The 12,227-nt window shown below is 66.9% G+C and carries 14 protein-coding genes and 2 pseudogenes; 10 read left to right on the top strand and 6 right to left on the bottom strand.

Annotation, left to right across the window (positions count from 1 at the left end; translation table 11 throughout):
- Positions 1-214 precede the first annotated feature (214 nt).
- The gene (locus EES41_RS00720; protein ID WP_123074707.1) at positions 215-1,114 is read left to right on the top strand and encodes an NmrA/HSCARG family protein; all 900 of its coding nucleotides are present in this window, start codon (positions 215-217) and stop codon (positions 1,112-1,114) included.
- Between the two features lie 28 nt (positions 1,115-1,142).
- On the opposite strand, the gene EES41_RS00715 is transcribed toward EES41_RS00720, so the two are convergent.
- Complete coding sequence (locus EES41_RS00715; RefSeq protein ID WP_164495673.1) at positions 1,143-2,141, bottom strand: AraC family transcriptional regulator; 999 nt, start codon at positions 2,139-2,141, stop codon at positions 1,143-1,145.
- A gap of 310 nt (positions 2,142-2,451) precedes the next feature.
- A pseudogene (locus EES41_RS42580) lies at positions 2,452-2,843 on the bottom strand (transposase); the annotation flags it as partial.
- A gap of 324 nt (positions 2,844-3,167) precedes the next feature.
- Between EES41_RS42580 and EES41_RS00700 the strand changes: the two are divergent.
- From EES41_RS00700 to EES41_RS44065, 7 genes and pseudogenes are all read left to right on the top strand, one after another.
- Positions 3,168-3,407, top strand: a pseudogene (locus EES41_RS00700) (helix-turn-helix domain-containing protein); the annotation flags it as partial.
- 87 nt (positions 3,408-3,494) lie between these two features.
- Positions 3,495-3,719, top strand: coding sequence for a hypothetical protein (locus EES41_RS00695; protein WP_123074701.1), 225 nt, complete (start codon positions 3,495-3,497; stop codon positions 3,717-3,719).
- A 280-nt stretch (positions 3,720-3,999) separates the two neighbouring features.
- Complete coding sequence (locus tag EES41_RS00690; protein ID WP_123074699.1) at positions 4,000-4,137, top strand: response regulator transcription factor; 138 nt, start codon at positions 4,000-4,002, stop codon at positions 4,135-4,137.
- A gap of 116 nt (positions 4,138-4,253) precedes the next feature.
- Complete coding sequence (locus tag EES41_RS00685; protein WP_123074697.1) at positions 4,254-4,907, top strand: hypothetical protein; 654 nt, start codon at positions 4,254-4,256, stop codon at positions 4,905-4,907.
- Between the two features lie 72 nt (positions 4,908-4,979).
- Positions 4,980-6,242 (top strand): DUF6357 family protein, encoded by a 1,263-nt coding sequence (locus EES41_RS00680; protein ID WP_123074695.1) that lies wholly within the window; start codon positions 4,980-4,982, stop codon positions 6,240-6,242.
- A 52-nt stretch (positions 6,243-6,294) separates the two neighbouring features.
- Positions 6,295-6,612 (top strand): excalibur calcium-binding domain-containing protein, encoded by a 318-nt coding sequence (locus EES41_RS00675; protein WP_123074693.1) that lies wholly within the window; start codon positions 6,295-6,297, stop codon positions 6,610-6,612.
- Complete coding sequence (locus tag EES41_RS44065; protein ID WP_367995755.1) at positions 6,609-6,881, top strand: transposase; 273 nt, start codon at positions 6,609-6,611, stop codon at positions 6,879-6,881. Before EES41_RS00675 ends, EES41_RS44065 begins: the two co-directional genes overlap by 4 nt.
- Before the next feature lie 567 nt (positions 6,882-7,448).
- On the opposite strand, the gene EES41_RS00660 is transcribed toward EES41_RS44065, so the two are convergent.
- The 3 genes from EES41_RS00660 to EES41_RS00655 all read right to left on the bottom strand — a co-directional run bounded on the left by EES41_RS00660 (position 7,449) and on the right by EES41_RS00655 (position 8,635).
- Entirely contained in the window at positions 7,449-7,634 is a 186-nt protein-coding gene (locus EES41_RS00660) for a hypothetical protein (protein ID WP_123074691.1), read from the bottom strand.
- 107 nt (positions 7,635-7,741) lie between these two features.
- Positions 7,742-7,903, bottom strand: a complete 162-nt coding sequence (locus EES41_RS41195; protein ID WP_164495671.1) for a hypothetical protein — start codon at positions 7,901-7,903, stop codon at positions 7,742-7,744.
- A 174-nt stretch (positions 7,904-8,077) separates the two neighbouring features.
- Complete coding sequence (locus EES41_RS00655) at positions 8,078-8,635, bottom strand: hypothetical protein (RefSeq protein ID WP_250569200.1); 558 nt, start codon at positions 8,633-8,635, stop codon at positions 8,078-8,080.
- A 646-nt stretch (positions 8,636-9,281) separates the two neighbouring features.
- Between EES41_RS00655 and EES41_RS00650 the strand changes: the two genes are divergently transcribed.
- A protein-coding gene (locus EES41_RS00650; protein WP_254211240.1) for an IS5 family transposase occupies positions 9,282-10,090 on the top strand; the annotation gives its coding sequence in 2 pieces (ribosomal slippage) (positions 9,282-9,599 and positions 9,602-10,090; 807 coding nt in all).
- A gap of 286 nt (positions 10,091-10,376) precedes the next feature.
- On the opposite strand, the gene EES41_RS00645 is transcribed toward EES41_RS00650, so the two are convergent.
- Positions 10,377-11,321, bottom strand: coding sequence for an alpha/beta fold hydrolase (locus tag EES41_RS00645; protein WP_123074687.1), 945 nt, complete (start codon positions 11,319-11,321; stop codon positions 10,377-10,379).
- 89 nt (positions 11,322-11,410) lie between these two features.
- On the opposite strand from EES41_RS00645, the gene EES41_RS00640 reads away from it, so the two are divergent.
- Entirely contained in the window at positions 11,411-12,001 is a 591-nt protein-coding gene (locus tag EES41_RS00640; protein ID WP_174261637.1) for a TetR/AcrR family transcriptional regulator, read from the top strand.
- The last annotated feature ends 226 nt before the right edge of the window (positions 12,002-12,227 follow it).

The raw sequence follows: 12,227 nt of genomic DNA, 5'->3' as shown, positions 1-12,227 counted from the left end.
GGCGACCGAGTTGGCCCCCTGAGTGTGACGGTTGGCCCATGGGGCCGGACAGCGGGCCCGGCCCCATGGGGGCAAGGCGGCTGCCTCACGCGCGGGGGGTGGCCATGATGTGGATCACAAGGGCTGGACCTCAACTTTGGTTGAGGGAGCAGAGTTCTGTGCAGCGAGGGCGCCCCGCGGGGTGGCCCAGGACCTGCTTATCAAGGAGCCTTTGATGTCTGACAACCGCGTCATTGTGGTGACTGGTGCGACCGGACGGCAGGGCGGTGCCACCGCACGCGCACTGCTGTCTCGCGGCTGGACGGTGCACGTACTGGTCCGTGACACGAACAAGCCCGAGGCGCTGGCGCTGAAGGAGGCCGGCGCCGTCCTGGTCCGCGGCGACCTGGACGACGTGGCTTCGCTGAATGAGGCCCTGCGCGGCGCGTACGGTGTGTTCAGCGTGCAGACCTTTGCTGGACCGGACGGCTTCGTCGGCGAGATCCGGCAGGGTGAGGCTGTCGCGGAGGCGGCCGCCCGCGCGGGTGTCGCGCACTTCGTCTACAGCTCGGTCGATGGCGCCGACCGCCCCGGCCAGGTGCGGCACTTCGCCAGCAAAGGCGAAATCGAGCGGCACATCACGGGGCTCGGTCTGCCCGCGACGATCCTGCGGCCAACCTTCTTCATCACCAACTTCGAGCACCTGGGCCCCCAGTGGGTGGACGGCGAGCTCACGCTGACGATGGCGCTGGCCCCGGACACGAAGCTGCAGATGATCACCCCGGGCGACATCGGAGGCATCGCCGCCGACGCATTCGACACCCCGGGCGACTACCTGGGGCGCACCGTCGAGATCGCCGCAGACGAGCTGACCGGCCCACAGCTGGCCGAAGCCTTCGCTCGCGCCGCCGCCCGTCCGGTGCGCTTCATCTCCCAGCCGATCGAGCAGGTACGCGCCCACAGCGAGGAGCTGGCCGCCATGTTCGACTGGTTCAACACGGTCGGTTTCAAGGCCGACCTGGCGACGCTGCGTGCACAGCACCCCGGTCTGACGTCCCTGGAAGCGTGGGTGCACGAATACTGGTCAGCACCTGCAGCACCTGCAGCACCTGCAGCACCGGCCCTCGTGGCCTGAGACACGCGCAACCGAGGCTGGACACGCTCTAGAAGGCGTCCGCCCCGGCCAGGTCTTCCGCCCGGGCCTGGCCGCGGAAGGCCGCGGGCGGCAGGCCGTAGGCCTCGCGGAACGCCCGGCTGAACGCGGACGCGTGCCGGAAGCCCCGCCGGGCGCCGATGACGTGCACGGGCACCTCCTGGTGCAGCGGGTCCGCCAGGTCCTGGCGTGCCCGCGCGAGCCGCTGGCCCTGAAGGAAGGCCGCGACCGTCACCCCGTCCCCCTCCTGCTGGAACACCCGGTGGAGATAGCTGACGGAGATGTGGTGGGCGGCGGCGATCGCGGGGACGTCCAGCAGCGGATCGTCGGCGTTGTCCCGGATGAAGGCCATCACGCGGAGCGCCAGCGCGCGCCGGTGCGTCTCCGGGGTCAAGGACCGGTCCGCTTCGAGGACGCCGGCGAAGAGCGAGGCGACGAGATCGGCCAGTACGCCGCTCAGGCGCGGGCCCTCGGCCGGCCGGTAGGACCGGCTGTCCTTGGTGACCTGGTTGAGGAAGGTGGCCACCAGGGCCCCCATTCCCTCCCGGGCCGAGATGCGCCTGCCGATGACCCGGCCGGCGGTGTGCGGGGGCAGCGGCAGCAGCGCCTTGGGTACCTCGACCCCGATGATCTCGACGGAATGCGGGCCGGAACTGATCTCGAACGGCCGTGACGTGTCACTGGTGTGGATGTCGAACACACCGTGCACCACGGTGTCCTTGCCCAGCGTTACCGCTCCCGCCCCGCGTTTGATCAGCGAGAGGTGGAACGCCTCGGGGTCCGACCTCGCTATCAGCTTCGGTGTGCGCTGGAAGGTCAGAGGATGGCATTCCATCGGATAGACCGTGATCCCGCCGAGCGAGATGACGCGCTGGTTCACCCAGAAGTCGGCGGCGTGCTCACTGCTCATCTCCATGGGCGCATGCGTCTGAGACATCAGGGCCCGCCAGCTCTCGAAACGGTCGGCGGGCGCTAGTTCCGCGCTGCGGAACGTTCTCTCGGGCAGCATGATCACGGGTTTACACCGGCCGTGCGGCCCGCGCAACAAGAGCCGGGGCCCCGGGGCGCGGGCGGCGGGGCGACTCTCCGTCAAGACACTGTGCACGCCAGGCCAATGCGCGGTGCTCCGAGGCTTGGCAGAGTGGGCGCTGGAGGGTCGGTGAGGGGACGGGAAACCGGAGCCCCCGCCGACGGCCGGGGCCTCTCGCGATCCCGGCACTGAGCTGACGCCGCCCGAGGACGGGGGTTTCGGGCGGCGTCAGCTCAGTGCCGGGACCAGGCCGCCTGGGCCGTTTCCTTCGCATCACGCAGATGAAGATGGCGGCGAGGTGGAGTCCGGCGAGGTAGATGGTGGCGGTCTTGTCGTAACGGGTGGCCAGGCCGCGCCACGGCTTGAGCTTTTTGATACAGCGCTCGACGGTGTTCCGCCGCTTGTAGACCGCGCGGTCGAAGGCGGGTGGCCTGCCGCCACGGCGGCCGAGCCGCTTACGGTTCGCGGCCTGGTCGGCCGGCTGCGGGTTCACCGCCCGGATTCCTCGCCGACGCCGGTGAGAACGGATCGCGCGGGGGGAGTACGCCTTGTCGGCCAGGATTACGTCCGGGGTCACCCGCGGCCCGCCGACCGGCAGAGGAACCCGTAAGCGAGCCATCACTCGCGGAACGCGGGTGCGTCACCTGCCTGGCCGGGCGTGATGACGAACGCGAGGGCCGGCAACGGGTGTCAACTGCCAGGTCCGTGTTCGGCGACGCCGAGCCCGTTCAGAACGGCCTGAGATGTCAGAGTTCTGTTCACCCAGTCGGCCATCCGCTCCAGCACACGGGACCTCCGGATCAGCGCCACGGCCTGCCGGTCCTGCGGTTTGACCGTCTGGGCCTCGTAGACGACGGTGACCCTGCCGGAGCGCGCCGTCTGGGGGCGAGGCCCTGCTCCGGGTCCCTGCCCGGCGTCGCGGAGCTCGCCGCCGCACCCGGTCACGACGACACCGGCGAGGACCAGCACGCCTGACAGGACGATGCGCGCCCGCTTCGGGCGACCGACGGCTTCGACTCGCTCTATCCCAAGTACAAAGGCGGCAGGCCCAGGACTTTCACACTGCCCGAACGCCGGGAGATCAAGAAGATCGCCAAGTCCAAGCCGGCCGAGCACGGCCTGCCGTTCTCGACCTGGAGCCTGGCCAAGCTGGCCGACTTCCGGGTCGCTGAGGGGGTGGTCGACGACATCAGCCACGAGGGCCTTCGGGTCCTGCTCCGCGAGGAAGGAGTAGCGTTTCAACGCTTCGGTGGCCGCGCTGTTGCCCAGACATGAAAGATCACGGCCCTCGGCCATGGACTACCGGGCTCCGCCCGAGGATGGAAAGCCCTGATGAGTCGCTACGAGTTGAACGAGCGCGAGGCCTTCGTCGCCATGTCGCGGTTCGTGTGGCAGTTCGCGAACCGCGCCGGGGACGACCTTCTCACGCTCCTGGGCGACATCAACATCGAGGCGGACGGCGGGACGACAGACGCCGCTGCCTGGGAGGATTGGATGAGGTGCGTTCGTTCGGTCGTCGACGGCGCAGAGGATCCAGCAGGCGGGTCGGCAGGATAGAGGCCCGCGGAAGACCGACCGAGGACAAGATCACGATCTACAGCTGCCGTAGTAGGCGGCGACGTACAGGGCGAAGGTCCTGCCGTTAGCAGAGGGCCGAGTTGGCGGAAGAGGGTGAGCGCCCTCCTCAGTCTCGCTACGCTTCGCCAACCGCAAGTTCACAACGAGCCGTCCTGACAGCCTGAGCCGCCGGCAACAGCCCCTTTCAGTGGCTTTAGTCCGGATTTTAAGGCCGCCTCCCCTCTCGTGCAGCTTGTGAACCAGTTCTACCTCGAAGGAGATCGGGGCGCGGCTGCACCCGGCCGAGGGCACGGTGAGGGTTCGCGTCAGGGCCTCCCTCGGCAAATTCGGCGTACGCAACCGGGTGGAGGCTGCCATCGCCGCCTGCGGGGCGGGCCTAACGGGGCGCAACGGCTGACGGGGTGCGGGGGCTGGTCGATCTGCCAGTTCTCCTGGCTGGTCGTCGGCGGCAGGCCCCGTCCCCTCTGATTCGACTACGCTGGTGGAGCTATCACACGTGAACGAAGGACGCACATGGCTCGCCCCTACAGCCCCGGACCGAAACAGTTCGTCTTCGCTGTGGGTGATGGCAACGACCAACAGGTCTCCGTCGGCGACCCTCAGGAAGCCTACGTAGCGTTCTCCGCGTTCTTCCGTGATCGAGAATCCGACATCTACACCATCAAGGATGAACTGTCGGCGCAGAGTTTGGTACTCATGCCCGGCCAAGGTGTGATCTCCCGTATCAAAGATGCGGACCAACTTCGGTCGGAACACCTTCGGGTCGACCGTGGCAATCGCTACCTTCCGAGCGCGATGCTGTTCTTCGAGAACGGATATTCCGGCCTCGACCGCTTCGGCCAGTGGTTCTCCGGCCTCGCCGACCTCGACGCGTCACCGGAGACTCGCGGTGCCGCCCGTGCCGCCACGTTCACGACGGAAGCAGAGGCGATCGAAGAAGTCGCCCGGATCTGGGCGGCTTCGGGCTGCGTGGACCCGAGCGACCAGTACTACGTCTTCTTCGACTCGCATGGTGTCGACGATGACCGAGCCGAACGAGCCGAACTGCTCAAGTTGATCGAGTTCCTCGGTTTCGAACGAGCCGACGCCCCGGCCAATGCCGCCGGGGGCGAAGTCTGGGTGCGCACTGACACGCGTCTCGACGTCGAATGTGCACGGTGGTTGTGAGCAGATGGTGCGGTGTGGGGCTGCAACATTGCCGTGATGCCGGCCGGTGCGGTTCCGGGGAAGACTGAGTCCATGAGAGAGATAGTTTTTACTCGCAACAGCGGCTGGATCCCGAACGTGATCCGCGAGGACGGCGAGCTGAAGCTGATGCTCGGTGCCGGGGCTGACGCCAACCACGATCCTCGCACGTTCACGTTCTCGATCAGCGAAGCCCATCTTGCGGTGATCCGGGAGGACCTGGCCAGACACCTGCTGCTGTGGAGTGCTGTCCTTCCTCTGTGCGACGACGCCGGAACCCGGGGCCGGCTCGACGAAAATGCTGCCGTCGCGCTCCTGGACCCGATCCTCCTTGCCGCGCCCGCAGATGCCGACGCACTCTTCCAGCGCATCCGATGGGACAGGAGTCGGCTTGTCTCCCACGGGGCCGGCATCGGTCTCCTTGAGCGCGGTCAGGTATGCGCGGCGATGCGTGCGGCGACAGAGACCTCAAACGGGAAACTTGCTCAGGAATACCATGCGGGCCGCCGTCGCGCCGAGCGCGGAGCAGTACTCGGTCCACTCGACGCCGCGATTCTGAGGTACACGGGCCAGTACCTGCACGGCGCGACGGTTCCGAGGCGGATGCCCGACGCCGTCGACCCCGAGCTGCTGCCCGAGGTCATGCGGGTGATCGCCACTGCGGAGCAGGCGAGCGCCGGGATGCGGATCGGCCGCGATCCGCGGCGGGGAAACCGCGCCACGGACAGGCGCGACTGGGATCGGATGGAGACGACGGTCGAAGCGGCCGTGCGCCGTTCACACCCTGAGCGCGTCGATGAGGCGGTGCGTACCGTGAGCTTCCTGATGTGCTCGGAGGCCGCGGACCGCTCCAGGCGCACACCCATGGAGGATGACGAGGAGGCTGCCGGCCACCGCGCCGACTTCGGCGGGAGTGCGAGGAAGACGGTCCTGTCGTTCACCGACGACAAGGGCGTCGCGAAGAAGTGGCTACGGGACAGTCCCCGCACTGCCACCGCGGAGTTCTGGGAGTTCGTCGGCGATCGCTCTGCCGCGGACAACGAAGTGTTCACCATCGAGGACGAGGAGAGGGGCGAAGGGATCCAGCTCCACTTCTACGCGGACTCCATCGCCCGGATCACGACGCTGCGCGAGGGGGAAGGCAAGTCTGATCCGGAGTACCGGGTCGAGTACAGCCTGGTCGACGGGATCGGCGGGTACCGGAACCTGGTGAGCGCCTTCGTCCGCGGCGGCTACGCCGCACTCGAACAGCACGGCCCCTGGATGTCGGATGTCGCCGAGTTCGAGGGCGCGCGTCGGCGGCGCGACGCCCGGTAGTCCCAGCGGGAGCCCGCGCACTGAGCGTTGCCCAACCTCATGTTGATGCGAGGTGAAGGACGCGGACTTCTCTCACGACATCGGTCATTCGGTTTCGCCAGCCCGAAGATCACGCCGGACGACGCGAAGGCGGTCCCGGCCGACGGCCACCGTCACGCCACGACCCCCGACGGCTGACGACGGCAAGACGGGGACCTCCGACCGCGTTCCGGCAGTCAGGGGAGCCTCGTCACCCGGAGGCAGTTCAACCACCGGGGAGGCGGAAGCGTCTCCTACCGGAGCCCCCGGCTTCGGAAGACACCTGGACCGCAATGGCGACGGCGTCGCCTGCGAGAGACACGGCCAGGGGCGTGTGTCGAAAGTGGCTTGAGGTGCCGTTGGTTCGTCAGCCCTGAGGCAGAGAAGCGAGCCAGCGGTCGTCCTGGAACGTTGCCGGAACCTCTCCCTCCCACGGATCGATCCCGCGGCGTTCCAGGGGCCCGGCCGGAGCCGCCGTCGCCCAGGGGGAGGAAGCCTGGACGGCCGCCGACCTGGACCAGGAGGCGGCTGATCGACGGCATAAGGTTCCGGACGCGGACCGGTGTGCCGTGGCGGGACGTGATCGAGGGGCACGGTCCGTGGGGGTCTTCCCGTTGCTGACGACGAGTCGGGGCTGGCTCTCCACACAGCGGAGGCTGAGCGTGCCGATGTCATCGGGCGGGATTTCGGTGACGGGCATGCCTTGCAGGCTGGGTGTCGTGGTGCCGTCCTCGGCGCTGAGGCTTCGATCGCGCCCGACGAAGCAACCCCCGGGGCAACCGACTCCGAGTAGCGGGGTGCGGAGGGCGGTACTCGGAGGAGTCATGGTGAAGCCGGGTGGCGGGCGCCGGCCCGGTTCACGGCTGTGCCGGGCGTGGGGGCCCAGACCGGCGGCGGCGTCGTGACGCTCCTACCGTAAGTTCAAGAAGTACCCACTGGACTGGGACGCGGAGATTCACGAACGTCAGCGCAAGGCCCACTCCTCACGCCGTATCCGGGTCGAGCCCGGCATCGCACACCTCAAGACTGGCGAGCCGTCGCCCGTCGCCACGGCCGACGCGAGCACCTGAGCGACACGCTCCAAGGGGTTCAAGCAATACAGAGAAGTCGGGTAGCTCTTTCATGTCGTGTTCGAGCCTGTCAATCGCCTCGCTCACCATGGGGTGCTCGCCTCGGCGAGTGAGGAGCTCATCGCAGCGAGTACGGGATGGGGGAGCGGGTCGACCGGGACGGCAGGTGCAGTCGGGCGACGCCGGCCGGGAGTTCGGCGCGCAGCGCTCCGTGCCAGCGGATCCACAGGGCTGGGTGCCCGAGCAGGACTTCGTCGCGGAGCTTGCCGGCGGCGGTTCCGTCGTCCTCACGGTCGATCTCCACAGGGATCGGAGCAGGGTTCTCACGAATCAGGCGGAGGCCCAAGTGTGCGGACTGCGGCGGCGACCAGTAGGTACGGCATCCACCTGACTGCAAGCGAGGCGGGTCGATCAGAGAAGGTCCCCGCCCTGGTCCAGGCCAAGCAGGCCGGCGAGACGGTTGAGGAGGCCGACCACGTCGAAGGCCACCGGCGCCGTGGACCTCAAGGAGGCCCTGCGCGCGTCCGTCGAGCGGGCCCGCAGCCCCAAGGCTGCCGGCGAGAAGGCCAGCACCTCCACGGCCCGCGCGAAGGGCCGCGGGGAAAGGAATCTGGCAGAAAGCGCCTTCTCCGCTTCCCGGTGGAGAAGGCGCTTTCGTGTTTCTGGGGTGGTCTACCCCATGTCACTTACGGTTTCGCGAGAAACCACGCGAGGAACCAGGAGTGAAATTCCCGGACGACCCGGCCATTAGGCCCTGTCGAGATAGAACTTTTCGTGCTCGCCACCGTTGGCGTTCACCTGACAGTTCACCGTTCCGCCGGGGCCGGTGGCGGTGGTCACCCCACTGCCGGTCACCATGCGCAGGTAAATACCCGGGAAGGCCGCCGACTCGAAGGAGAACGAACCATCCGCCTGGGCGCGAAGGTGGTACTTCTCGTAGGGGTGGGCGCCGTATTGACAGTTGGCCTGCCCTCCGCCAGCCATGGTGGCAGGGACTTCGGTGCCGTCCATGCGCAGGAACACGTTCGGGAAGGCCGCCGACTCGAAGGCGTACGACCCATCTGCCTGCGGCCGGACCTTGAATCCCGTCCAGGGACCGGTGCCGTACTGGCAGTTGACCGTCCCGCCGCCGGAGCCGGTGAAGGAGGTCACACCGGTCCCGTCCATGCGCAGGTAGGTATTCGGGAAGAACGTCGACTGGATTGCGATGGGCGTGTTTCCTAGCTTTCCGAGATCAGCTGCCGATAACGGCATGATCGCCTCTCCTTCGGTTTGATTGTCTCTTGGGTGAGTCGAATTCAGCATCGATGGCGGCAGTCTTTGCAGCGCTGAATGCCGAGATAGGGGATTGCGTCGGGATGAGTCGAGACCTCATCGGGCCTATGGGTAACTTCCCGCAGAAAGGAAGCCTGCCGAATCCTAGACAAGGCAGATTGCAGCCGCCATTTGTGTCACCCCGCCCCATTTTCTGCTCTCGCAGGCCCCGAACTCACTGTATTCGCGTGAACACAGCCTGTCCACCCTTGTGTCTTCGGTGAGTCTTTCCAGCCTGTCTGTGAGGTTGGGCGGTTGTCCTGCCGGACGAGAAAAGCCCCGTTGGAAACGTTTCGTCTGCAAGAACCCGTTCCACCAGGGGCTGGTAGAACGATTCGTCGCTTTCGGTGGCCACCCTGGCTCATCAAGAATCCTGGCGCCTCGGCTGCCCCGCCAGGCTTACCGTCTCAGGCTGCCGTGACGGCCCGCTTGGCGGGCGCACTCAGCATCGATAGCCGGGCATCCTGGGATGAGACAGGCACGAACATCTCCTCGCCTCATCCGTCACCCCGCAGGCGCCATCGGTCGCGACCCCATTTGCCGACTCTCCCGCAACCTCTAAGAGCTCGTAACAGGATCTTGATGGAATGTTCTGGTCAGCCGTGACCGGTGTGACGATTCGGCCGTTCGTGGTGGTGTGAGTACTCGGCCGTGGATCGTGGACGACGACTTGTGGGCACTGATCGAGCCGCTGCTGCCACCCTGGCCGACGAAGTCACCAGGGCCGCGACCGGTAGCTGACCGGCTGTGCCTGCAAGGCATCCTGTACGTCCTCTGCAACGACATCGCGTGGCAACTCCTGCCCCCTGAGCTGGGGTTCGGGTCCGGACAGACCTGCTGGCGGAGACTGGAGCGTTGGCAGCAGGCAGGGGTCTTCGACCAGCTGCACCGAATCCTGCTCGCCGAACTGAACGCGGCCGGCCGCCTCGACTGGTCCAGGGCCTGCGTGGACGGCTCCCACATCCGGGCGAAAAAGGGGGCGCCGACACCGGCCCGTCGCCGGTCGACCGGCGGAAGACAGGCAGCAAACACCATCTGATCTGCGACGGACGCGGTACCCCGCTCAAAGTCATCACGACCGCGGCGAACGTCAACGACGTCACCCAGACCCTCGCCCTGGTCGACGGCATCCCACCGGTGGCGGGCCGGCCAGGCCGGCCCCGCCGACGTCCCGAGGCTTTGCTCGGGGACAAGGGCTACGACTCCAACCCCAACCGCGATGAGCTGCTCAAACGCCGGATTCTGCCGGTCATCTCCCGCAAGGGATCCCCGAACATCAAGGGCATGGGCAAGCTCCGCTACGTCGTGGAGCAGACCTTCGCCCTGCTCCACCAGTTCAAACGAATCGCCGTCCGATGGGAACGCCGCACCGAGCTCCACGACGCGTTCGTCTCCCTTGCCTGCAGCCTTATCTGCTGGCGACGCCTCAACAAGCCCGAATCATGATCGTGTTACGAGCTCTAAGGGCGGTGGTCTAACCTACCCGTTTCAGTTGACGTGAGGCCGGTTTTTGGTGGCCTGGAACGCGAAAGTGCCTTCTGGTCTGCGACGATGAACCTTGTCGAGGGGTTCTTTCGGTCCAGATGGAAGGCACTTTCTACGTGCAGGAAGGGTATCGGTTTGCGTCCCTGGCTTCATCTCTCCGCCGACGGCGCAGGAGTGGTGGGTCATGCCTGGGCACGGCTGCTGGCTGATCTCGCCGACGTCGCTGGACTGACCGGCGCGTCGTGAACTACTCGACACCCTCGTGATCGATGAACGCGGTCAACACGTCCACAGTTGCGTCGGGCTGCTCGTCGGGAATGAAGTGTCCGGCTAGCGGGATGACGACGCCGGTCGCGTTCTCTGCCCACGGACTGACGGAGGCGGCCATGTCGGGGATCGAGCCATGGGAGCTGGAGATTCCCAGGACCGGGATGGTCAAGTGCCCCCGTTCGAGAGCGTCATGATTCCTACGCGCTGATTCCGCGGCGTCGCGGTAGTAGGCGAGGGACGCTGAAAGGCCTCCCTCGGCCGCGATGGCGGCGGCGTAATGGTCGATCTCGGCGCCGTCGAAGGTGTCCGGGGACAGTGCTTTGACCTTCAAGAACCATTCGACGTAGTCACGCTCGCGGCCGGTGAGCAGAGTCTCGGGCAGTTCGGGCACCAAGTGAAAGGCGAAGTGCCAGGTCTTCCAGGCCCGGTCGGGGTCCGTCGGGATGGAGTCCGGGAGGGTGATTCCGGGAATGCCGGCGTCAAGCAGAGCGACACCATGCAGGCGCTCTTCGTACTTCAGGGCCAGCGAGAAGGCAACCCAGGCCCCGATGTCGTGGGCGACGAGCCAGTACTTCGGCACGTTGAGCGCGGTCAGCGCGGCCTGGATGCGCGAAGCGACCGTGTGGGTGTCGTAGCCCCCTTGAGGTCGGTCGGAGTGGCCCTGACCCGGCAGGTCGATCGCGATCACGTGGAATCGCTCGGAAAGACCTGGCATCGCCTTTCGCCAAGCCCACCAGGTCTGCGGGAATCCGGCGAGCAGGACGACGGTGGGACCGGCTGTCCGGCCGCCCTCCACGGCATGAAGCCGGATTCCTTCCGCGTCGACCCAGCGGTGAGTGAATCCCGCAAGGTCGTGCAGCGGCAACCCGGGGACCGGGTTCTGGTCGCAGGAGCGGTTCGGGGCCATGGCGTCGTCGGTCATGTTTGAAGCCTACTGCATCTTGAACTGGTCAGTTCAAGATAGGATGGGCAGGGCCACAACGGCTGGTACAAGAACGAGGTGCATGCGTGATGGCCGGGAAGAAGCAGTTCGACGTGGGCATCGCGCTCGACGCGGCGATGATCCAGTTCTGGCGGGCCGGATACGCCGACACCTCTCTCGACGACCTCTCCAGGACGACCGGACTGAACCGCAGTTCCATCTACTCCTCGTTCGGCGACAAAGACTCGCTCTACCTGCGCTGCCTGGACCGCTACGCCGCGCGGTACGGAAACAGGTACGACCAGGCGCTCTCATGTACGTCCGAGGAACCGCTCCAGGCGGTACGGGCGTTCTTCGAGGTCACCCTGCAGCGCATCACCGACCCTGACGTACCTGATGGATGCCTGATCGCCCAGACCGCGATGGCGGCGCCGACGCTCGGCCCCACCATCGCCACGCGCGCGATCGAAGCGCTGGACCTTCAGCGGGCGCGGCTGCGGAACGCCTTGACCGCCGCGCAAATGGCCGAAGGCGATGCCGACGACTTCGCGGTTCACATGACGGCGGTCAATCAGTCGCTGGCCGTGATGAGCAAGACCGGGGCGAGCGCGAAGCAGCTCCGCACAGTCATCGACATCAGCATGAGTGCGCTCTCGCACGCCTTGCGTGCCCGGGGCTGACCTCGCCGTTTCGCCCGGGTGCGGTGGCTGTTGGGGCGGATCGTGAAAGTACCTTCCTGGCTTGGGACGATGAACTCCGCCTTCACCCGCACCTGTAGACCCTGCGCCGGCAGCTGACCGGCTGGGTCGTCGACGCGGGCATCCCGGCGATCGTGGTCCGCGGCTGCGGCTCCCAGCCGTACGCAGACGCCGTCCACGACCGCGTCGCCGCCGGCCCGCGCGACGG

Origin of the sequence: Streptomyces sp. ADI95-16 (assembly GCF_003721495.1) — a bacterium.
Classification (GTDB): domain Bacteria; phylum Actinomycetota; class Actinomycetes; order Streptomycetales; family Streptomycetaceae; genus Streptomyces; species Streptomyces goshikiensis.
Note: the sequence above shows the minus strand (reverse complement) of the source record. Positions and strands in the feature narration are given on the sequence as shown.

Excerpts from the sequence above, each read along its gene's own strand:
- EES41_RS00720 (WP_123074707.1), top strand. The coding sequence starts at position 215 with ATGTCTGACAACCGCGTCATTGTGGTGACTGGTGCGACCGGACGGCAG.
- EES41_RS00715 (WP_164495673.1), bottom strand. The coding sequence starts at position 2,141 with ATGCTGCCCGAGAGAACGTTCCGCAGCGCGGAACTAGCGCCCGCCGAC.
- EES41_RS00695 (WP_123074701.1), top strand. The coding sequence starts at position 3,495 with ATGAGTCGCTACGAGTTGAACGAGCGCGAGGCCTTCGTCGCCATGTCG.
- EES41_RS00685 (WP_123074697.1), top strand. The coding sequence starts at position 4,254 with ATGGCTCGCCCCTACAGCCCCGGACCGAAACAGTTCGTCTTCGCTGTG.
- EES41_RS00680 (WP_123074695.1), top strand. The coding sequence starts at position 4,980 with ATGAGAGAGATAGTTTTTACTCGCAACAGCGGCTGGATCCCGAACGTG.
- EES41_RS00655 (WP_250569200.1), bottom strand. The coding sequence starts at position 8,635 with ATGCTGAATTCGACTCACCCAAGAGACAATCAAACCGAAGGAGAGGCG.
- EES41_RS00645 (WP_123074687.1), bottom strand. The coding sequence starts at position 11,321 with ATGACCGACGACGCCATGGCCCCGAACCGCTCCTGCGACCAGAACCCG.
- EES41_RS00640 (WP_174261637.1), top strand. The coding sequence starts at position 11,411 with ATGGCCGGGAAGAAGCAGTTCGACGTGGGCATCGCGCTCGACGCGGCG.